The sequence below is a fragment of the Quadrisphaera sp. INWT6 genome, from assembly GCF_015390235.1.
Taxonomy (GTDB): Bacteria; Actinomycetota; Actinomycetes; order Actinomycetales; family Quadrisphaeraceae; genus Quadrisphaera.
The window spans coordinates 523,372-543,324 of record NZ_VUOH01000001.1 but is presented as its reverse complement, the minus strand read 5'-3'; the positions used below and the strand labels follow the sequence as shown (position 1 = coordinate 543,324).

Annotated in this window: 17 protein-coding genes and 2 tRNA genes; 5 read left to right on the top strand and 14 right to left on the bottom strand. The window is 75.0% G+C overall.

Annotation, left to right across the window (positions count from 1 at the left end):
• The first annotated feature begins 49 nt into the window (after positions 1 to 49).
• Positions 50 to 709, top strand: coding sequence for a 2-phospho-L-lactate guanylyltransferase (gene cofC, locus F1641_RS02390; protein WP_206690401.1), 660 nt, complete (start codon positions 50 to 52; stop codon positions 707 to 709).
• Between the two features lie 33 nt (positions 710 to 742).
• Here cofC and murA read toward each other — a convergent pair whose 3' ends face one another.
• The 3 genes from murA to leuC all read right to left on the bottom strand — a co-directional run bounded on the left by murA (position 743) and on the right by leuC (position 4,306).
• Positions 743 to 2,062, bottom strand: coding sequence for a UDP-N-acetylglucosamine 1-carboxyvinyltransferase (gene murA, locus F1641_RS02385; protein WP_194902849.1), 1,320 nt, complete (start codon positions 2,060 to 2,062; stop codon positions 743 to 745).
• A gap of 181 nt (positions 2,063 to 2,243) precedes the next feature.
• Positions 2,244 to 2,843 (bottom strand): 3-isopropylmalate dehydratase small subunit, encoded by a 600-nt coding sequence (gene leuD / locus F1641_RS02380; protein ID WP_194903315.1) that lies wholly within the window; start codon positions 2,841 to 2,843, stop codon positions 2,244 to 2,246.
• 35 nt (positions 2,844 to 2,878) lie between these two features.
• On the bottom strand, positions 2,879 to 4,306 hold the full coding sequence (leuC, locus tag F1641_RS02375; protein ID WP_194902848.1) for a 3-isopropylmalate dehydratase large subunit: 1,428 nt from the start codon (positions 4,304 to 4,306) through the stop codon (positions 2,879 to 2,881).
• 99 nt (positions 4,307 to 4,405) lie between these two features.
• On the opposite strand from leuC, the gene F1641_RS02370 reads away from it, so the two are divergent.
• Positions 4,406 to 5,125, top strand: a complete 720-nt coding sequence (locus F1641_RS02370) for an IclR family transcriptional regulator C-terminal domain-containing protein (protein ID WP_194902847.1) — start codon at positions 4,406 to 4,408, stop codon at positions 5,123 to 5,125.
• Between the two features lie 406 nt (positions 5,126 to 5,531).
• Here the strand turns inward: F1641_RS02370 and F1641_RS02365 are convergent.
• The 5 genes from F1641_RS02365 to F1641_RS02345 all read right to left on the bottom strand — a co-directional run bounded on the left by F1641_RS02365 (position 5,532) and on the right by F1641_RS02345 (position 9,060).
• Positions 5,532 to 5,604, bottom strand: a tRNA-Glu gene (locus F1641_RS02365).
• A 1-nt stretch (position 5,605) separates the two neighbouring features.
• A tRNA-Gln gene (locus F1641_RS02360) sits at positions 5,606 to 5,677 on the bottom strand.
• Positions 5,678 to 5,730: 53 nt separating this feature from the next.
• Positions 5,731 to 6,627: a CPBP family intramembrane glutamic endopeptidase gene (locus F1641_RS02355; protein WP_194902846.1), complete on the bottom strand. Its 897-nt coding sequence runs from the start codon at positions 6,625 to 6,627 to the stop codon at positions 5,731 to 5,733.
• A gap of 148 nt (positions 6,628 to 6,775) precedes the next feature.
• A complete protein-coding gene (gene gltX / locus F1641_RS02350; RefSeq protein ID WP_194902845.1) occupies positions 6,776 to 8,278 on the bottom strand; it encodes a glutamate--tRNA ligase in 1,503 nt (500 codons plus the stop codon).
• A complete protein-coding gene (locus tag F1641_RS02345) occupies positions 8,275 to 9,060 on the bottom strand; it encodes a fumarylacetoacetate hydrolase family protein (RefSeq protein ID WP_194902844.1) in 786 nt (261 codons plus the stop codon). Before F1641_RS02345 ends, gltX begins: the two co-directional genes overlap by 4 nt.
• A gap of 134 nt (positions 9,061 to 9,194) precedes the next feature.
• Here F1641_RS02345 and rnhA point away from each other — a divergent pair, with 134 nt between their 5' ends.
• Positions 9,195 to 9,626: a ribonuclease HI gene (gene rnhA / locus F1641_RS02340; RefSeq protein ID WP_194903314.1), complete on the top strand. Its 432-nt coding sequence runs from the start codon at positions 9,195 to 9,197 to the stop codon at positions 9,624 to 9,626.
• A 59-nt stretch (positions 9,627 to 9,685) separates the two neighbouring features.
• Here rnhA and cimA read toward each other — a convergent pair whose 3' ends face one another.
• Together cimA and F1641_RS02330 are read right to left on the bottom strand one after the other, a co-directional pair.
• Positions 9,686 to 11,344: a citramalate synthase gene (gene cimA, locus F1641_RS02335; protein ID WP_194902843.1), complete on the bottom strand. Its 1,659-nt coding sequence runs from the start codon at positions 11,342 to 11,344 to the stop codon at positions 9,686 to 9,688.
• Positions 11,345 to 11,355: 11 nt separating this feature from the next.
• A complete protein-coding gene (locus F1641_RS02330; protein WP_194902842.1) occupies positions 11,356 to 12,471 on the bottom strand; it encodes a branched-chain amino acid aminotransferase in 1,116 nt (371 codons plus the stop codon).
• 84 nt (positions 12,472 to 12,555) lie between these two features.
• Here F1641_RS02330 and F1641_RS02325 point away from each other — a divergent pair, with 84 nt between their 5' ends.
• On the top strand, positions 12,556 to 14,019 hold the full coding sequence (locus F1641_RS02325) for a GGDEF domain-containing protein (protein ID WP_194902841.1): 1,464 nt from the start codon (positions 12,556 to 12,558) through the stop codon (positions 14,017 to 14,019).
• Between the two features lie 54 nt (positions 14,020 to 14,073).
• Here the strand turns inward: F1641_RS02325 and F1641_RS02320 are convergent, their stop codons facing one another.
• From F1641_RS02320 to F1641_RS02305, 4 genes are all read right to left on the bottom strand, one after another.
• On the bottom strand, positions 14,074 to 15,135 hold the full coding sequence (locus tag F1641_RS02320) for a 3-isopropylmalate dehydrogenase (protein ID WP_194902840.1): 1,062 nt from the start codon (positions 15,133 to 15,135) through the stop codon (positions 14,074 to 14,076).
• 86 nt (positions 15,136 to 15,221) lie between these two features.
• Positions 15,222 to 15,890, bottom strand: coding sequence for a hypothetical protein (locus F1641_RS02315; RefSeq protein ID WP_194902839.1), 669 nt, complete (start codon positions 15,888 to 15,890; stop codon positions 15,222 to 15,224).
• A gap of 1 nt (position 15,891) precedes the next feature.
• On the bottom strand, positions 15,892 to 16,482 hold the full coding sequence (locus F1641_RS02310) for an RNA polymerase sigma factor (RefSeq protein WP_206690398.1): 591 nt from the start codon (positions 16,480 to 16,482) through the stop codon (positions 15,892 to 15,894).
• A gap of 68 nt (positions 16,483 to 16,550) precedes the next feature.
• The gene (locus tag F1641_RS02305; protein WP_206690397.1) at positions 16,551 to 18,374 is read right to left on the bottom strand and encodes an ABC transporter ATP-binding protein; all 1,824 of its coding nucleotides are present in this window, start codon (positions 18,372 to 18,374) and stop codon (positions 16,551 to 16,553) included.
• Positions 18,375 to 18,450: 76 nt separating this feature from the next.
• On the opposite strand from F1641_RS02305, the gene F1641_RS02300 reads away from it, so the two are divergent.
• On the top strand, positions 18,451 to 19,929 hold the full coding sequence (locus F1641_RS02300; protein WP_206690396.1) for a DUF2252 domain-containing protein: 1,479 nt from the start codon (positions 18,451 to 18,453) through the stop codon (positions 19,927 to 19,929).
• Positions 19,930 to 19,953: the final 24 nt, after the last annotated feature.

Genomic DNA, 19,953 nt, shown 5'->3' with positions numbered 1-19,953 from the left:
GGGCGGGTGGGGACGGGTGGTGGGGCCCCGGCCCTGGCAGGATCGCGGGGTGGTCGACGCTGCTCCCGGGTGGCGCCTGGTGATGCCCGTCAAGGGCGGGCTGGGCGCGAAGAGCCGGCTCGGGGCCGTGCTGCAGCGCGTGCCGGGCCTGCCGGAGGCGATCGCCCTCGACAGCGTCGAGGGCGCGCTGGCCTGCCCGGCGGTCGCCTCGGTGCACGTCGTGTGCTCCGACGTCGGCCGCGGCGAGCGCCTGGCGGCCCTCGGGGCGGTCGTGGTGCCGGAGAGCGGCCCGGGCAGCGGCCTGCTCCCCGCCCTGGCCGACGGCCTCGCCGCGCTGGGGGCCACCGGCGGTGGCGGCCCCGTCGCCGTCCTGCTGGCCGACGTCCCCTGCGTGCGCCCGGACGAGCTGGCCGCTGCCCTGGCCGAGGCCGCACCGGTGCTCGCGCGCGGTCGCCAGGCGACCGTGCTGGACGCCGAGGGCACCGGGACGGTGCTCCTCGCCGCCCGGTCGGCCGGGGAGCTGCACCCGCGGTTCGGGCCGGGGTCGGCGCTCGCGCACCGGCGCGACGGGGCCCGCGCCGTCGGCCTCGGGCTGACCCGGCTGCGCCGGGACGTCGACACCCCCGCCGAGCTCGAGCAGGCGCTCGCGCTCGGGGTCGGGCCGCGGACCACCGCGCTGCTGGCCCGCGCCCGCCCCGCCTGCGCCTGAGGCGCGAGACCGGCTGCGGCCGGGTCGGCCCGGCTACTCCTCGCGGACGGCCTGCGCGCCGAGGCCGGACAGCTTGTCGGCGAAGTGCTCGTAGCCGCGGTCGATGAGGTCGATGCCGTGCACGCGGGAGGTGCCGTCGGCGGCGAGCGCCGCGATCAGCTGGCTGAAGCCGCCGCGCAGGTCCGGCACGGTGATGTCGGCGCCCTGCAGGCGGGTGGGCCCGGACACGACGGCGGAGTGGCGGAAGTCCTGCGCGCCGAAGCGGCACGGCGTGGAGCCCAGGCACTCGCGGTAGACCTGGATGGTGGCGCCCATGCGCACGAGGGCGTCGGTGAAGCCCAGCCGGTTCTCGTAGACCGTCTCGTGCAGGATCGAGAGGCCCTGCGCCTGGGTGAGGGCCACGACGAGCGGCTGCTGCCAGTCGGTCATGAAGCCGGGGTGCACGTCGGTCTCGAGCGCGATGGAGCGCAGCGGGCCGCCGGGGTGGGAGAAGCGGATGCCGGAGTCGTCGACGTCGAAGGCGCCGCCGATCTTCCGGAAGGTGTTGAGGAAGGTCATCATGTCGGGCTGGCGAGCGCCCTCGACGTAGACGTCACCGCCGGTGGCCAGCGCCGCCGCGCCCCAGGAGGCCGCCTCGATGCGGTCGGGCAGGGCGCGGTGCTCGTACCCGGTGAGGGAGTCGACGCCCTCGATGCGGATCACGCGGTCGGTGTCGACGCTGATGATCGCGCCCATCTTCTGCAGCACCGCGATGAGGTCGAGGACCTCGGGCTCGACGGCCGCGTTGCGCAGCTCGGTGACGCCCTCGGCGCGCACCGCGGTGAGCAGCACCTGCTCGGTGGTGCCGACGCTGGGGTAGGGCAGCTCCAGCCGGGTGCCGCGCAGCCGGCGGGGAGCCGTCAGCGCGATGCCGGAGGGGCGCTTGTCGACCACGGCGCCGAACTGGCGCAGCACGTCGAGGTGGTAGTTGATGGGCCGGTCGCCGATGCGGCAGCCGCCCAGGTCGGGGATGAACGCCTCGCCGAGGCGGTGCACGAGCGGGCCGCAGAAAAGCACCGGGATGCGGCTGGAGCCGGCGTGGGCGTCGATGTCGGCCACGGCGGCCACCTCGACGTCGGCCGGGTCGAGCACGAGCTCGCCGTCCTCGGCGCCCTCGGACACGCGCACGCCGTGCAGCTCCAGCAGGCCCCGCACGACGGCGACGTCGCTGATGGCCGGCACGTTGCGCAGGCGGCTGGTGGTCTCACCCAGCAGGGACGCGACCATCGCCTTCGTCACGAAGTTCTTGGCGCCCCGCACGGCGACGGTGCCCTTGAGGGGCACGCCTCCGGTCACGGTCAGAGTGCTGCTCATCGGTCCCCTCGTGTTCGCCCCCCGGCGGCTGGTGCCGCTCGGTCCAGCGCCGCGCCGTCCCGGCGGCAGCCCGGGCGTCGAGCAAGTCTGCACCAGGTCTGCACCCGGACAGAACGGGCGGTGACCGCGGACTCACTCCGCGATCACCGCCCCGCCCCGTCGGACGCTGCTCAGCCAGCCGTCAGGAGAGCACCGGGAGCGTCTTGGGCTTCCAGCTCGGGCGCTCGGCCTCGAACGCGTCGATCGCGTCCTCGTGGCGCAGGGTCAGGCCGATGTCGTCCAGGCCCTCCATGAGGCGCCAGCGGGTGTAGTCGTCGACCTGGAAGGAGAACACCGAGGTGCCGCAGGTGGCGGTGCGCGCCTCGAGGTCGACGGTCACCTGCGCGCCGGGCTCGTTCTCGAGGAGCTTCCACAGCAGCTCGACGTCGTCCTGCGCCATCTGCCCGGCGAGCAGGCCCTGCTTGCCGGAGTTGCCGCGGAAGATGTCGGCGAAGCGGGAGCTCAGGACGACGCGGAAGCCGTAGTCCTTGAGGGCCCACACCGCGTGCTCGCGGGAGGAGCCGGTGCCGAAGTCGGGGCCCGCCACCAGCACCGAGCCGGCGCGGAAGGGCTCCTGGTTCAGGACGAACGACTCGTCGTTGCGCCACGCGGCGAAGAGGCCGTCCTCGAAGCCGGTCTTGGTGACCCGCTTGAGGTACACCGCCGGGATGATCTGGTCGGTGTCGACGTTGCTGCGGCGCAGCGGCACGCCGACGCCGGTGTGGGTGGTGAAGGGCTCCAGGGCCACGGTTCTGCTCCTCTTCCGGAGGGGTCGGCTCAGACCAGGGCCGGCTGGGCGGCCGGAGCGAGGTCGGCGGGGCTGGACAGGGTGCCGCGGACGGCGGTGGCGGCGGCCACGGGCACCGAGACGAGGTGGGTGCGCCCGCCCTTGCCCTGGCGGCCCTCGAAGTTGCGGTTGGAGGTGCTGGCGGCCCGCTCCCCCACGGTGAGCTGGTCGGGGTTCATGCCCAGGCACATGGAGCAGCCGGCGCCGCGCCACTCGCCACCGGCGTCGAGGAAGACCTGGTCCAGGCCCTCCTCCACGGCCTGCAGGCGCACGCGCACCGAGCCGGGCACCACCATGAGGCGCACCCCGTCGGCGACCCTGCGGCCCTTGAGGACGTCAGCGGCGATGCGCAGGTCCTCGATGCGGCCGTTGGTGCAGGAGCCGATGAAGACGGTGTCGACGGCGATCTCGCGCATCGGGGTGCCGGCGGCCAGGCCCATGTACTCCAGGGAGCGCTCCGCCGCGGCGCGCTCGCCGGCGTCGGCCATCTGCTCGGGGTCGGGCACCGACGCGCTCAGCGGCACGCCCTGGCCGGGGTTGGTGCCCCAGGTGACGAAGGGCTCGAGGTCGGCCGCGGAGATGACGACCTCGGCGTCGAAGACGGCGTCGTCGTCGGTCTTCAGCGTGCTCCACCACTCGACGGCGGCGTCCCACTCGGCGCCCTTGGGGGCGTGGGGCTTGTCCTGGATGTAGGCGAAGGTCTTCTCGTCGGGCGCGATCATGCCAGCGCGGGCGCCCGCCTCGATCGACATGTTGCAGACGGTCAGGCGCGACTCCATGGACAGCGCGCGGATCGCCTCGCCGCGGTACTCCAGGACGTAGCCCTGGCCGCCGCCGGTGCCGATCTTGGCGATCACCGCGAGGATGATGTCCTTGCTGGTGGTGCCCTCGGGCAGCTCGCCGTCGACCGTGATGGCCATGGTCTTGAACGGGGCCAGCGGCAGCGTCTGCGTGGCGAGCACGTGCTCGACCTCGGAGGTGCCGATGCCGAACGCCAGCGCGCCGAAGGCGCCGTGCGTGGAGGTGTGGGAGTCGCCGCAGACGACGGTCATGCCCGGCTGGGTCAGGCCGGTCTGCGGGCCGACGACGTGCACGATGCCCTGGTCGAGGTCGCCCAGGGAGTGGATGCGCACGCCGAACTCCGCGGCGTTGCGGCGCAGCGTGTCGACCTGGGTGCGGCTGACGAGGTCGGCGATGGGCTTGTCGATGTCCACCGTGGGGATGTTGTGGTCCTCGGTGGCGATCGTCAGGTCGGGACGGCGCACCGGCCGGCCGGCCTCGCGCAGGCCGTCGAAGGCCTGGGGGCTGGTGACCTCGTGGATCAGGTGCAGGTCGATGTAGAGCAGGTCGGGCTCACCCGCCGCTCCCTGGCGCACGACGTGCGCGTCCCAGACCTTCTCCGCCAGCGTGCGTCCCACAGCGTCCTCCGAAGCATCAGCACCACGAACCTGTCGCCCGCCGGGCAGCTGCCGCGCGTTCGGTTGCGCTCTCAGCATGCGAGACGGGAGTATCGAGCCGTGGACAAGTCTAGCGGAGTCGGCGTCCTGGACAAGGCCGTCGCGGTGCTCGCCGCCCTGGAGGCCGGCCCGGCCTCCCTCGCGCAGCTCGTGGCGACCACCGGCCTGTCGCGCCCGACGGCCCACCGCCTGGCCGTCGCCCTGGAGCACCACCGCCTCGCGGCGCGCGACCTGCAGGGCAGGTTCGTCCTCGGCGCGCGCCTCGGCGAGCTGGCCGCGGCCGCCGGCGAGGACCGGCTGCTGGCGAGCGCCGGCCCCGTGCTGGCAGCCCTGCGCGACGGCACCCACGAGAGCGCGCAGCTGTACCGCCGCCAGGGAGACCTGCGGGTCTGCGTGGCGGCCGCCGACCGCCCCGGCCCGGGCCTGCGCGACTCGGTGCCCGTCGGGGCGTCGCTGTCGATGCTGGCGGGCTCGGCCGCCCAGGTGCTGCTGGCCTGGGAGGACCCCGAGCGCCTCCACCGGGGCCTCGCGGGCGCCGCCTTCACCGCCGCCGGGCTCGCCGCCGTGCGGCGCCGCGGCTGGGCCTCCTCCGCCGCCGAGCGGGAGGACGGCGTGGCGTCGGTCTCGGCGCCGGTGCGCTCCCCCTCGGGGCGGGTCGTGGCCGCCGTCTCGGTGTCCGGCCCCCTGCAGCGCCTGGGGCGCCAGCCGGGCCGCTCGCACGCCGAGGCCGTGGTGACCGCGGCGACGCGGCTGACCGAGTCGCTCGCCCGCACGGCCTGACCGCCGAGGTCCCACCCCGTTCCGCAGCCGAGCGCCTCGTTGCGGTTCGCACAGCCCCCAGAACCGCAGCCGAGCGCCTCGTTGCGGTTCGCCAGGGGTCAGGAACCGCAGCCGAGCGCCTCGTTGCGGTTCGCCAGGGGTCAGGAACCGCAGCCGAGCGCCTCGTTGCGGTTCGCCAGGGGTCAGGAACCGCAGCCGAGCGCCTGGTTGCGGTTCGGACGACCCCCGGAACCGCAGCCGAGCGCCTGGTTGCGGTTCGCACAGCCCCCAGAACCGCAGTCGAGCGCCTCGTTGCGGTTCGCCAGAGGTCAGGAACCGCAGCCGAGCGCCTGGTTGCGGTCCGCGGCGGCAGCGCCTGGGGACGCAGAAGAGGCCCGGTGCGCATCTGCGCACCGGGCCTCCGATGTAGCCCCGACGGGATTCGAACCCGCGCTACCGCCTTGAGAGGGCGGCGTGCTAGGCCACTACACAACGGGGCCGCTGGGATACCAGGACTCGAACCTAGACTAAGGGAATCAGAATCCCTTGTGCTGCCAATTACACCATATCCCACCGAATGCTCGTGACTCGCGTCTCGAGCGTTCGAAGCACTGACACCGCCACGACTACCGGCCGGAGCCGGGCCTCGTGACCGCGCCGAGGGAAGACTCTACCCGAGGCGGGACCGTGAGCCGAACCAGCCCCCTCCGACGGGCGAGCCACGCCGTCCCCACGGCGATCACCACGAAGCCCACGACGTCGGTCAGCACCAGGAACGGGGACGCGCTCGTGGTCTCGAGGGCGTCCCCGAGCCCACCGGCGACGATCGTCGGCACGAAGATGACGACGTTGTTCACGGCGTGGAAGGCGATCGCCGTCTCCAGGCCGCCCGTCCGCCACACCAGGTACGAGGCCGTCAGGCCGAACAGGAACCTGTCGGCGTACAGCCACGGGTCCTGGTCGCCGTGGGCGAGCCCGAACAGCGCCGCGGAGACCAGCGCGGCCACGACGGCGCCGACCGCGGGCGCGCGGAACCACGCGCCCGCGGCCTGGCTCATCCAGCCGCGGAAGAAGTACTCCTCCCCCGCCGCCTGCAGGGGCGTGGTGAGCAGCACGACGGCCAGGAGCAGCGCCGTCGTCGCCAGCGTCCGCTGGTCGCCCGAGCCGAACGGCTGCTCCCCCGCCAGCACCCCGAGCAGGCCGAGCCCACCGACGCCGAGGAGCACGACGGCGGCGGGCAGCACCCCGGAGAGCAGCAGCCAGCGCCACCGGAGGCCGCCCCGCACCGAGGAGAGCCACCGCGGGCGGACGCCGTGGCCCGCCCAGACCGCCAGCCACGCCAGGGGGACGAGCGCGGCCAGGAGGAGGTTGGTCCCCAGGAACGCCCAGGGGCTGGTGAGCAGCTCCTCGTCGGTCGGGAGCCGACCGATGACGAGCGACACGACGCCGACGGCCACCGAGAACCCCAGGAGCAGCAGCGCCACCCCCGCCGCGGCGACGGCGAGCCCCACCAGGGCCGCCACCACCGGTACCCCGGCCCCCGCAGCAGCTGCGGGTACGGCCGGGGTCCCCACCTCACGGCGAGGTCGGCCCTGACGGCCGGGTCGACCCACGCAGCCGGCGCATCCCGGGCGGCGCGGTCATCGGGGACGGCCGCGCCGCTGGTGCTGCTCACCCCAGCGACGAGCGCAGCGCCCGCAGGCGCGCCAGCGAGCTGGCGCGTCCGAGCAGCTCCATCGACTCGAACAGCGGCGGCGAGACGCGGCGGCCGGTGACGGCCACGCGCAGCGGCGCGAAGGCGAACTTGGGCTTCACCCCGAGCCCCTCGACCAGGGCCGCGCGCAGCGCCGCCTCGATCTCCGCAGTGCTCCACCCCTCGAGCGCCTCGAGGGAGGCCAGCGAGGCGTCCAGCACGTCGGCGGCCTCGGGCCGCAGGGAGGCGCGCGCGTCGTCCTCCACCGCCACCGCGTCGTCGGCGGCGAAGAGGAAGCCGAGCATGCCCGCGGCCTCGCCCAGGAGCACCATCCGCTCCTGCACGAGGGGCGCCGCGGCCGTCAGCACCTCGAGCTCCCGCTCGGACGGCTCGGCCGGCAGCACGCCGTCGGACTGCAGCCGGGCCAGCACCCGGTCGCGGAAGTCGTCGGGGGCCAGCAGGCGCACGTGCGCGGCGTTGATGGCCTCGGCCTTGCGCAGGTCGAACCTCGACGGGCTGGCGACGACGTCGGCGATGTCGAAGGACCCGACCATCTCCGCGGGCGTGAAGACGTCGCGGTCGGGCCCGATCGACCAGCCCAGCAGCGCCAGGTAGTTGAGCAGCCCCTCCGGCAGGAAGCCGCGGTCGCGGTGGACGAAGAGGTTGGACTCCGGGTCGCGCTTGGACAGCTTCCGGTTGCCCTCGCCCATGACGTACGGCATGTGCCCGTACAGGGGCGTGACGTGCGCCGTGCCGATGGCCTTGAGCGCGTCGAACAGCGCCAGCTGCCGGGGCGTGGAGGAGAGCAGGTCCTCGCCGCGCAGCACGTGGGTGATGCCCATCAGCGCGTCGTCGACGGGGTTGACCAGCGTGTACAGCGGCGTGCCGTCGGCGCGGGCGACGACGTAGTCGGGCACCGACCCTGCCGGGAAGCGCACCTCGCCGCGCACCAGGTCGTGGAAGGAGTGGTCGCCGTCGGGCATCCGCAGGCGCCACACGTGCTGGCGGCCGGCGGCGCGGAACGCCGCCTTCTGCTCGTCGGTGGTGTCGCGGTCGGCGTTGTCGTAGCCGCGCTGGGGGTCCTCCCCCGCGGCGCGACGGCGCTCGGCCGCCTCCTCCGGGGTGGAGAACGACTCGTAGACGTACCCGCCCTCGACGAGCCTCGCGAGGACGTCGGCGTAGAGCTCGCTGCGCTGCGACTGCCGGTACGGCTCGTGCGGCCCGCCGACCTCCACGCCCTCGTCCCAGTCGAGGCCCAGCCAGCGCAGCGCCTCCACCATCTGGTGGTAGCTCTCCTCGCTGTGGCGGGCGAGGTCGGTGTCCTCGATGCGCAGCACGAAGGTGCCGCCGGTGTGCCGGGCGTAGGCCCAGTTGAACAGCGCCGTGCGCAGGAACCCGACGTGCGGCACGCCGGTCGGGGACGGCGCGATGCGCACGCGCACCGGGCTGGGCGCCGCGCCCGTCGTCGTCGTCGCGCTCACCGCCGCACCACCGGGTTGCTGAGGGTGCCGATGCCCTCGACCTCGACCTCGACGCGCTGGCCCTCGCGCAGCTCGCCGACGCCGGCGGGGGTGCCGGTGAGGATCACGTCACCCGGGAGCAGCGTGAACGCGCGGCTCGCGGCCATGACGAGCTCGGCGACGCCGAAGACCATGTCCTTCGTGGTGCCGTCCTGCACCACCGCGCCGTCGAGGCGGGTGGTGAGGCGCAGGTCCTCGACGTCCTCGAGCGACAGGTCGGGGACGATGTACGGCCCGAGCGGCTTGGAGGAGTCGAAGCCCTTGGCGCGGGCCCACTGCCCGTCGCCCTTCTGCCAGTCGCGGGCGGTGACGTCGTTGGCGACGGTGTAGCCGAAGACGACCTCGGCGACGCGGTCCTCCGGCACGTCCTTGCAGACGCGCCCGATGACGACGGCGAGCTCGCCCTCGTAGTCGACGCGCTCGGAGCCCTCGGGGAGCACCACCGGGTCGCCCGGGCCGACCACCGCGGTGTTCGGCACGAGGAACATCAGGGGCTTCTCGGGCAGCTCGTTGCCCATCTCACGGGCGTGGTCGGCGTAGTTGCGGCCGATGCCGACGATCTTGCTGCGCGGGATGACCGGCGCGAGCAGACGGGCGTCGGCCAGCGGCACGCGCTCGCCCGTCGGCTGCAGCGGCGCGTAGAGCGGGTCGCCCACGACGACGTGGATCACCTCCTCGCCGGGCTCGCCCTCGACGAGCCCGAAGCGGGGCTCGTCTCCCGTCGTGAACCTGGTGATGCGCACCCGGCAAGCCTAGGTGCGGCCGCGCCCGGCGCTCCTCCCGGCTGCGACGGGGCGCTCGCGTCCGGTGGGCGCCCCGTACCCTCCCGGGCGTGAGCGAGCAGAGCCCCGAGACCGCCGAGCAGCCCGTCGTCGAGATGTGGACGGACGGCGCCTGCAAGGGCAACCCCGGCATCGGGGGCTGGGGGGCGCTGCTGCGCTCGGGCGGGCACACCAAGGAGCTCTTCGGCGGGGAGGCGACGACCACCAACAACCGGATGGAGCTGACCGCCGTCATCGAGGCGCTCGGCGCGCTGAACCGCCGCTCCACGGTGCTGCTGCACGTCGACTCCACCTACGTGATGCAGGGCATCCAGAGCTGGATCGCCGGGTGGAAGCGCAACGGGTGGCGCACCGCGTCCAAGCAGCCGGTGAAGAACGCCGACCTGTGGCGCCTGCTCGACGCTGCCGTCGCCGAGCACGACGTGCAGTGGAAGTGGGTCAAGGGCCATGCCGGCGACCCGGGCAACGAGGCCGCCGACGCCCTCGCCAACCGGGGCGTCGACCAGGTGCGCGCCGGCGCGCGCTGACCGCCGCTGGCGCGGGCCCGGCCGGGCGCGCGCCCGCGGGGGTCATCCCGAGGAGGGCCTCAGGCGGTGGCAGGGGTCGCCGTCGACGCGCCCGCCGACGCCCCGGCCTTCAGCAGGCCGTACGTGATCCCGTCGACCAGCGCCTGCCAGGAGGCCTCGACGAGGTTGGGGGCGACGCCGACCGTCGTCCACGTGGCGCGGCCGTCGGTGGTGTCGATGAGCACGCGGGTGGTGGCGTCCGTGCCGGCGTCGGCGTCGAGGATGCGCACCCGGAAGTCGGTGAGGTCGAGCCCGGCGATCTGCGGGTAGACCGGGATCAGCGCCTGGCGCAGCGCGGCGTCGAGCGCGTTGACCGGGCCGTTGCCCTCGCCGGTGGCGACCAGGCGGCGCCCGCCGGCGTGCAGCTTGACGGTGGCCTCCGACGTCGGGCCGGTGCCCTTGCCGTGCTCGATGAAGGCGCGCCAGCTCTCGACCTCGAAGTACGAGGGGCGGGCGCCGTCGCGGACCTCGCGCAGCAGGAGGTCGAAGCTGGCGTCGGCGGCCTCGAAGGTCCACCCGGCCAGCTCAAGCTCCTTGACGCGGGCGACCACGCGCGAGAGCACGTCGTCGTCGCCGGCGAGGTCGTGGCCGAGCTCGCGGCCCTTCAGCTCGATCGAGGCGCGCCCGGCCATGTCGGACACGAGCATGCGCATGTCGTTGCCGACGGCCGTCGGGTCGGTGTGCTGGTAGAGGTCGGGGTCGACGCGGATGGCGCTGGCGTGCAGGCCCGCCTTGTGCGCGAAGGCGCTGGCGCCGACGTAGGGCGAGCGCGCGTAGGGCGCCACGTTGGTGATCTCGGCGACGGCGTGGGCGATGCGGGTGGCCTCGCGCAGGCACTCCGCGGGCACCACCGGGCGGCCCAGCTTGAGCACGAGGTCGGCGGCGACGACCACCAGGTCGGCGTTGCCGGTGCGCTCGCCGTAGCCGTTGACGCAGCCCTGCACGTGCGTGGCCCCGGCGCGGACGGCGGCCAGGGAGTTGGCGACGGCGCAGCCGGAGTCGTTGTGGGCGTGCATCCCCACGCGGGTGCCCTCCGGCGAGGCGGCCAGCGTCGCGGCGACGACCTCCTCGACCTGGTGCGGGAGCATCCCGCCGTTGGTGTCGCACAGGACGACGGCCTCGGCGCCCGCCTCCACGGCGGTGCGGACGACGGCGAGGGCGTGGTCGCGGTCGAGCTCGTAGCCGTCGAAGTAGTGCTCCGCGTCGAGGAAGACCCGGCGGCCGTGGGCGACGAGGTGCTCGACGGTGTCGCGCACCATGGCGAGGTTCTCGTCCTCGGTGGTGCGCAGCGCCAGCTTCACGTGGCCCACGTGGCTCTTGGCCACCAGCGTCACCACGGGGGTCTGCGCGTCGAGGAGGGCCTGGACCTGCGGGTCGGTGGCGGCCGAGCCGCCGGCGCGGCGCGTGGCGCCGAACGCCGCGAGCACCGCGTGGCGCAGGTCGAGCTCGGTGCGCGCCCGGGCGAAGAACTCGGTGTCGCGGGGGTTGGCGCCGGGCCAGCCGCCCTCGATGAAGCCGACGCCGAGCTCGTCGAGGTGCGCGGCGATCGCCAGCTTGTCGGCGACGGAGAGGTTCAGGCCCTCCTGCTGGGCGCCGTCGCGCAGGGTCGTGTCGTAGACCTGCACAGCGCCGGTCGTCGGGTCCGCCGCCGGGCTGGTCTGACGGGTCGGGGTGCTCATCGTGGGTCTCCTCAGACCAGGCGGTGCATCCAGCCGCGGCGGTCCTCGGCGCGGCCGTACTGGACGTCGAGCAGGGTGGAGCGGACCGCCTCGGTGATCTTCCCGGCGGAGTCGGCGTCGGCCGCGGCGGGCTTGGTGTCGCCGCCGTCGACGAAGCTGCCGATCGGGGTGACCACGGCCGCCGTGCCGCACGCGAAGGCCTCGGTGACCTCGCCGGAGGCGGCCATCGAGAGCCAGTCGTCGAGGGCGATGCGCTGCTCGACGGGCTCCAGGCCCAGGTCGCGGGCGATCTCCAGGATCGAGTCGCGCGTGACGCCCTCGAGGATCGAGCCGGAGAGCTCGGGGGTCAGCAGGCGCCCGTCGGAGGTGACCAGGAAGACGTTCATGCCGCCCAGCTCCTCGACCCAGCGCTGCTCGGCGGCGTCGAGGAAGACGACCTGGTCGCAGCCGGCGGCGTAGGCCTCCTGCTGGGCCAGCAGCGAGGCGGCGTAGTTGCCGCCGCACTTGGCGGCGCCGGTCCCCCCTGCGGCGGCGCGGGTGTAGGTGCGGCTGACGAGCAGCTTCACCGGCCGCGGGCCGGAGGTGAAGTACGAGCCCGCCGGGGAGGCGATGACGAGGAAGTCGACCTTCGCCGCCGGGCGCACGCCGAGGAAGGCCTCGGAGGCGAACATGAACGGCCGCAGGTACAGGCTGGTCTCGCCGCCGGTGGGCACCCACGCCTCGTCGGCCGAGACCAGGGCCTCCAGCGAGGCGAGGAAGTCGGCCTCGGGCAGCTCCGGGAGGGCCAGGCGGCGCGCCGAGCGCGCGAAGCGCGCGGCGTTCGCCCGGGGGCGGAAGGTCCACACCGAGCCGTCGGCCCAGCGGTAGGCCTTCATGCCCTCGAAGACCTCCTGCGCGTAGTGCAGGACGGCGGCGGACGGGTCGAGCAGCAGGGGGCCGTAGGGCTCGACGCGGGCCTCGCCCCAGCCGCCCGCGGCGGTCCAGACCGCGTGCGCCATGTGGTCGGTGAAGTGCTTGCCGAAGCCCGGGTCGGCCAGCACGGCGGCCCGGTCAGCCTCGGGGACGGGGCTGGGGTGCGGCTGGCGCTCGAAGGCGAGCGGCGCTGCGGCGGCGCTGTCGGCGGACATGCTGCGGAAGCGTAGCCTCACCGCCCAGCCGGCCGGACGCCTCCGGTGCTCAGGGCGGGGCCGTCCGCTGCCGATGGTGGCGACGTGGGGGGACCGCGCCCGTGGAGGCGCCTCGAGCTGCTGTCGGCGGCGCTGTGCGCGACCGCGTCGCTGACCGTCCCCCTCCTGCCCCACCACCCGCTCTCCAGCGGCGCGGCGGTGGTGGGTCCGGTGCTCCTGCTGGCCGTGGTCGCGCTGCGGCGCCGCATGCCCTGGACGGCTGCCGGCGCCGGCCTCATGGCCGCCGGGGACGTCGTCTTCCGCGTGCTCTGGTGGGTGCACGGCGCTCCCGTGGTGCCCTCGCTCGCCGACGTCGGCTTCGTGCTCGGGTACCTGGCGCTGCTGCGCGCGGCCCAGCTGGCCGCGGGGCCCGGTCGCAGCGGCGCGTCGCTGGACGCGCTCATCGTGGTCGTCGGTCCCTCCGCGGTGGTCGCGGCCGCGGTCCACGCCCCCCTGGCGGCGGTCGCCTCCACCGGCTCGGCCTGGCAGACCGCGCAGGCGCTCGTGGCCCCCGTCTTCGACCTGGCGCTGCTCGTGCTGGTGGTCCGCGCGTCCGTCGCCGGTGCGCTCACCCGGCCGCGCGCCGCGCTGCTCCAGGCGGCCGTGGTGCTGCTGCTGGTCGGCAACGCGGGCTACCTCGTGCTGGCCGAGCACGCCTACGACGTCGTGGGCCCGTGGCTGGGCGCGCCCTTCGGGCTGGCGTTCGCGCTGGCGGCTCTCGCCGTCGTCCTGGGTCCGGCGGCACCGCCGGTGCCCCGGACGGGCGCCGGCGGCTCGCGCCTGGTGCTGGCCCTGCTGCCCGCGTCGGTGTGCCTGCCCGCCGGGGCGCTCGTGGCCCAGGGACTGGCCGGGGGTGACGTCGACTGGCAGGTGCTCGGCACGGGAGCGCTCCTGGCGGCCGCGCTCAGCACGGTCCGGCTGCTCGGTGCCCTGCGCACCGCCGCCGCACAGGCCCGCGAGCTCGAGCGCCTGGTGCTGGTCGACGACCTCACCGGGCTGCCCAACCGCCGGGCGTGCTCCGCGGACCTCCAGCAGGCGCTGGCCGCCGGGGACGACCGGGTCGCGCTCGCGCTGCTGGACCTGGACAGGTTCAAGGCCGTGAACGACTCGCTCGGGCACGCCGGTGGCGACGCGCTGCTGCGCGCGGCCGCACGGGCCTGGGCGGCCGCGCTGCCCCCGGCCGCCGGTCTCTTCCGCTGGGGCGGGGAGGAGTTCGTGGTGCTGCTGCGCGGCACCGACGCGCTCGAGGCCGAGGGCGTGCTCCACGACGTCCGGCTTGCGACGCCGGCACCCCACACGGTCTCGGCGGGTCTCACGGCCCGGCGCCCCGGTGAGGGTCCCGAGGCGCTGCTGGCGCGCGCGGACGCCCTGCTCTACCGGGCGAAGGACGCCGGCCGCGACCGCGTGTGCACCGACGCCGGCGGCTCGGCCGGTGCGGTCGGCCCGACCGGCTCGGCCGGAGCCGGGACGCGGGAGGCCGCCGGGGCACCCGCCCCGACGGCCTCCTGAGCGCCGGTCGTCGGCCCGACGTCAGCCCGACACCAGCCCGACACCAGCCCGACGTCAGCCCAGGCGCGCGGCCAGGGCGTCGCCGACCTCCGAGGTCGAACGCTTCGCGGCGCCGCGCTCGGCGAGGTCCGCGGCCACGGCGGCCTCCACGCGCGCTGCGGCGTCGGCGTGGCCGAGGTGGGCCAGCAGCATGCCGACGCTCAGCACGGTGGCGGTCGGGTCGGCGATCCCCTGGCCGGCGATGTCGGGCGCGGAGCCGTGGACCGGCTCGAACATCGACGGGGCGGTGCGGTCGGGGTTGATGTTGCCGCTGGCGGCGAGGCCGATGCCGCCGCAGACGGCCGCGGCGAGGTCGGTGACGATGTCGCCGAAGAGGTTGTCGGTGACGATGACGTCGAAGCGGCTCGGGTCCTGGACCAGGTAGATCATCGCGGCGTCGACGTGGGCGTAGTCGGCGGTGACGTCGGGGAAGTCGGCGCCGACGCGCTCGACGGTGCGGCGCCAGAGGTGCCCGGCGAAGGTGAGCACGTTGTGCTTGTGCAGCAGCGTCAGCTTCTTGCGGGGGCGCGCCTGGGCGCGGGCGAAGGCGTCGCGGACGACGCGCTCCACGCCGAAGGCGGTGTTGACGCTGACCTCGGTGGCGATCTCGTGCGGGGTGCCGACGCGCAGCGCGCCGCCGTTGCCCGTGTACGGGCCCTCGGTGCCCTCGCGGACGACGACGAAGTCGACGTCGCCGGGCTCGGCCAGCGGGCCGCGCACGCCGGGGAAGAGCTTGCCGGGCCGCAGGTTGACGTAGTGGTCGAGCTCGAAGCGGAGCTTCAGGAGCAGGCCGCGCTCCAGCACGCCGGAGGGGACGCCAGGGTCGCCGACCGCGCCGAGCAGGATCGCGTCGGCGCCGCGGACCTCCTCCAGCACGGAGTCGGGCAGGGTCTCGCCGGTCGCGTGCCAGCGCTTGGCGCCCAGGTCGTACTCGGTGGTGTCCACCGTCGTGCCGGCGGGCACAGCGGCGCGCAGCACCTTGAGGCCCTCGGCCACGACCTCCGGGCCGATGCCGTCACCGGCGATGACGGCGAGCTGGACGCTCGAGGGCGCAGAGGACGACGCGGTGCTGGTCATGAGCGCAGAGGCTACCGACGGCGCAGACCCCTCCCTCCCACCGTCCGTGATCATGGGCCTCCCGAGCACCTGCCTCGGTCATCACGTCAGCCGACGCGCATCGGTGCCACCTCGACGGGGGTGCACCCAGCCACCGGTCCAGCGACGACGACGATCTCCGTGCGGGCCGTGATCCCCGCGCCGGTCTGCACGTCGTCGGTCGGGTCCTCGTCGAGTGCCCGCAGCTCCGACGCCGTCATGGTCCGCGCCGAGGCCGTGATGAGGAGCACCGACCCGCTGGGCACAGCTCCGGCCGGTAGCTGCGCCCCGAAGCTGCGCTCGCCGACCGAGACGGTCGTCCCCGACGGCGTCCGGTCGTCGTCCGGGTCGTAGCGGCCGGGGGCGCACCAGGTGCCGTCGGGGAGGAAGGTGACGTCGGCGGGCACGCCCTCCGCCGCGAGCGCGGCCTCGAGGCCGGCGGCGTCGTCGAAGCGGTTGACCTCCACCTCGACGTCCCCGGCACCGTTGCGGCTCACCGCCCAGGCCGGCTCGGCCTGGAGGGTGGGGACGATGACGAACCCACCGACGAGCACCGCCGCCGCTGCGGCCGCGACCGCCCAGGGGGTGCGCACCCGTCGTCGTCGCGCGAGGTCGCCTGCCGCCGGAGGCGGTCCACCGTGCGCGTCCTCCACGACGACGGCGCGCAGTGCGGCGACCAGGCGGTCGTCGTAGGCCTCGGCACGGGCATCGCGAAGTCGGTCGGTCCTCGGGTCCACGTCACACCTCCACAGCGGGGTCAGCGAGATCGGGGGCGGCCCGCCGCAGGCGCAGCCGAGCGCGGTGCAGGCGCACGCGAGCGGCGCCCGAGCTGATGCCGAGCACCTCCGCCACCTGGGTGACGGGCAGGTCGTCGACGACGACGAGCTCGACGACGTCGCGCAGCGGCGGTGGCAGGTCGACCAGCTGGGCGCGCAGGGTCCGGGCGCGCGCGGCAGCGTCGACCTGCTCGGCGAGGCGCTCGTAGGCGTCCTCGTCGACCAGGGCGCGGGCGTCCACGCGGCGCACGGCCTCCAGCTCGCGGGCGGTGGAGCGGTGGTGGGAGGCGACGACGTGCCGCGCGATCCCGAGGAGCCACGCCACGGGGCTCGCGCGCCCGCCGTCGTAGCCGCCCGCCGCTCCGATGGCGCGCACGAAGACGTCGGCGGTGAGGTCGGCGACGTCGTACGGGTCGCGCACGCGCCGCGCCACGAAGCGCTCGACGTCGCGCACGCACGCGCGGTAGAGCGCCTCGAGGGCGTCGGGGTCGTGCCCGATGCGGACGCACAGCGCCGGCAGGTCGGCGCTCGCGGCGGGCGGCGGTGGGCTCACACCCCTCCTTGGCGTCCGGCGCGCGGGGCGTTACACGGTCGGGCTGCTCGGGGGTCCCATGATCACGGTCAGTGGGGGCTGGCCGGGGCGTGCTCTCCGGTCTGCACGGCCCAGAGGCCGGCGTAGGCGCCCCCGAGGGCGACCAGCTCGTCGTGCGTGCCGCTCTCGGCCACGCGGCCCGCGGAGAGCACCCAGATCCGGTCGGCGTCGCGGACCGTCGACAGTCGGTGCGCGACCACCAGCGCCGTCCGCGTGGCCGTGACCCGGGCCAGGGACCGCTGGATGGCGGCCTCGGTCTCGGTGTCGACGGCGGAGGTCGCCTCGTCGAGCACCAGCAGCGCCGGGTCGCGCAGCAGCGCCCGGGCGAGCGCCAGGCGCTGGCGCTGGCCGCCCGACAGGGTCTGGCCCCGCTCCCCCACCACGGTGGCGTAGCCGTCGGGCAGCGCGGCGACGAAGTCGTGGGCCTCCGCGGCGCGGGCCGCCCCTTCCACCTGGGCGTCGGTGGCGTCGGGGCGCCCGTAGGCGATGTTCTCCCGCACCGTGCCGTGGAAGAGGAAGGCGTCCTGGCTGACGTAGCCGATGGCGCCGCGCAGGGAGTCCCAGGTGAGGTCGCGCACGTCGCGGCCGTCCAGGAGCACCGCACCCGCGCGGGGGTCGGCGAAGCGCAGCACCAGGCGCAGCAGGGAGGACTTGCCCGCGCCCGTCGTCCCGACCACCGCGTGGGTCTGGCCGGCCGGGACGACCATGTCGAGGCCCCCGTCGGGCCCGCCCAGCACGTCGGGGCCGTCCTCGTAGCCGAAGCGCACCCCGCGCAGCTCCAGTCCGCCCCGCACCGGCGACGGCAGGGAGGCAGCACCCTCGACGGCCCGCGGCTCGAGCTCCAGCAGCCCGAAGATGCGCCGCGTCGACGCCATCGCCCGCTGGTAGAGGTCGAGGGTCTGCCCGAGGTCGGTCAGCGGCCACAGCAGCCGCTGGGTCATGAAGACGAGCACCGTGAAGATGCCGACCTCCAGGCGCCCCTCGAGCGTGTAGTACCCGCCCAGCAGCAGCGTGGCGGTGAACCCGGCGAGGATCGCCATGCGGATCAGCGGCACGAAGGCCGAGCTGGAGCGGATCGCGCGGGCGTTGGCCAGCCGGTAGGCCCGCGAGGCCCGGGCCACGCGGGCGCTCTCACGGCCCTCGGCGGTGAAGGCGCGGATGGTGGCGACCCCGCCGAGGTTCCCGGCGACGACGGCCGCCACCTCTCCCGCGGTGCCTCGCACGTCGGCGTACAGCGGCTCCAGGCGGCGCTGGAACCGGATGGACCCCCACGCGATGACCGGCACCGGCAGGAAGGCCAGCACCGCCACCTGCCACGACGTCGCGCCGAACACGATCCCGACGAAGACCACGGTCAGCACCGTGTGCAGCACCGTGCGTGCGCCCACGTCGAGGAAGCGCTCCAGCTGGTTGACGTCGTCGGAGAGCACCGAGAGCACCTGGCCCGACGGCGTGCGCTCGTGCCAGGAGACGTCCATGGCCTGCACCCGGGTGTACGCCTCGGTGCGCAGCTCGTCCTGCACGGTCTGCGCGAGCCCGCGCCACAGCACGGAGGCGGCGTAGTCGGTGAGCGACTCCACCACCCACACCGCGGCGTTGACGGCGGCCACCACCACCAGCTGCTCGAAGCGCCCCTCGATGCCCAGCACCGTGCCGACGAAGGAGTCACTGCCCCGCACCACGATGTCGATGGCGACCCCGAGCAGGAGCTCGGGGGCGACGTCCGCGGCGGTGTTCAGCGCGGTCATCAGCACCGCGAGCGCGAAGCGGGGGCGGTGGCGGCGGTGGTGGCGCCACAGGGCGCGCAGGGGCGGGGCGGAGCCCAGGGGCGCCGAGGTCGACGGAGCGGTCACGGGCCCCGAGCCTACGGTGCCGGTAAGGATCACCTAACTTCCGCGTCCGGGGGTGGAGGTGCCACGCTCGGCGGTCGTGGGCATCGAGACCGGACACCTCCGCGAGCCCGGCCGCCCGGGGCACGTGGTCCTGGCCCAGGCCGACTCCGCTCCGTACGGCTCGCTGCGCTCGCGACCGCTGCCGCGCACCGACCGGTACGCCCTGGGTGAGGGGCTGCGCCAGCAGGTCCCCCGCTCGACCCTGGCCGACTGGCGCCCCGCTGACGGGCGGCGCAGCGTGGTCGAGCAGGTCCAGGAGGCGCACGAGGGCCGGCTGTCGCGGCTGGTGCCGGTGCGCGTGGGCCGCATGGTGGCCAGCCCCTACGGGTTCCTGCGCGGCACCGCGGGCCTCATGGCCGAGGACCTCGCCACCCTGCCCGCGACCGGCGTCACCCCCGTGATCTGCGGCGACTCGCACATCGGCAACGTGGGCCTGTACGGCTCCCCCTCGCGCGACCTCGTGCTCGACCTCAACGACTTCGACGAGGCCCACCCCGGCCCGTGGGAGTGGGACCTGCGCCGGCTGGTGGCCTCCACCTGGGTCGCCGGGCGCCAAGCGGGGCTGTCCGAGCACTCGTGCGAGACCGCGGTGCGCGCCGCCGTCCGGGCCTACCGCGTGCACCTGCACGAGCTGGCCGAGCAGCCGCTGCTCGAGCGCAGCTGGACCAGCTTCGGGGTCGACCGCCTCGTGGAGGCCACGAAGGACCCCAAGCTGCGCCACGAGGTCGAGCGCGCCGCCGCCCGTGCCCGCCACCGCACCTCCGACCGCGCCCTGCCCCGCTTCACCGAGGTGGTCGCCGAGCCCGCGAGCGGGAGCGCCGGCGGCTCGCCGTCGTTCAGCCGCCGCATCGTCGTGGAGCCGCCGCTCATCACCCGCCCCGAGGACGACGACGCCGACCTGCTCGCCGAGGCCCTCGACGCCTACCTGGGCACCCTCGCCCCGCACTGGGCGCGCGTCCTGGGCGGGTACACGCTGGTCGACATCGCCCACAAGGTGGTGGGGGTCGGCAGCGTCGGGCTGCGGGCGTACGTGGCCCTGCTGGAGGGCTCCAGCGCCGACGACGTCGTCTTCCTCCAGCTGAAGCAGGCCCGCCGCTCGGTGGTGGCCCCGTGGGTCCACGGTGACAACGCCTGGCACGCCCACCAGGGCCAGCGCGTGGTCGAGTACCAGCAGGCGCTGCAGACGACGTCCGACCCGCTGCTGGGGTGGACCACCGTGGGTGAGCGGCAGTACTACGTGCGGCAGTTCCGCAACATGAAGGGGTCCGTGGTGCTCGACCGCATCGGGGCCCGCGCGCTGCGCGACTACGCCGGCGTGTGCGCGCAGCTGCTGGCCAAGGGGCACGCCCGCACCTCGGGGGCCTCGATGATCGCGGGCTACCTCGGCTCCTCCGACAAGGCCGACGAGGCGCTCGCCGTCTTCGCCCGCCGCTACGCCGACCAGACCGAGGCCGACCACGCGGCGCTGGTCGAGGCCGTGAACCACGGCCGGCTGCCGGTCGAGCGCGGTCTCTGACGCCGCCGGCGGGCGACGACGGCG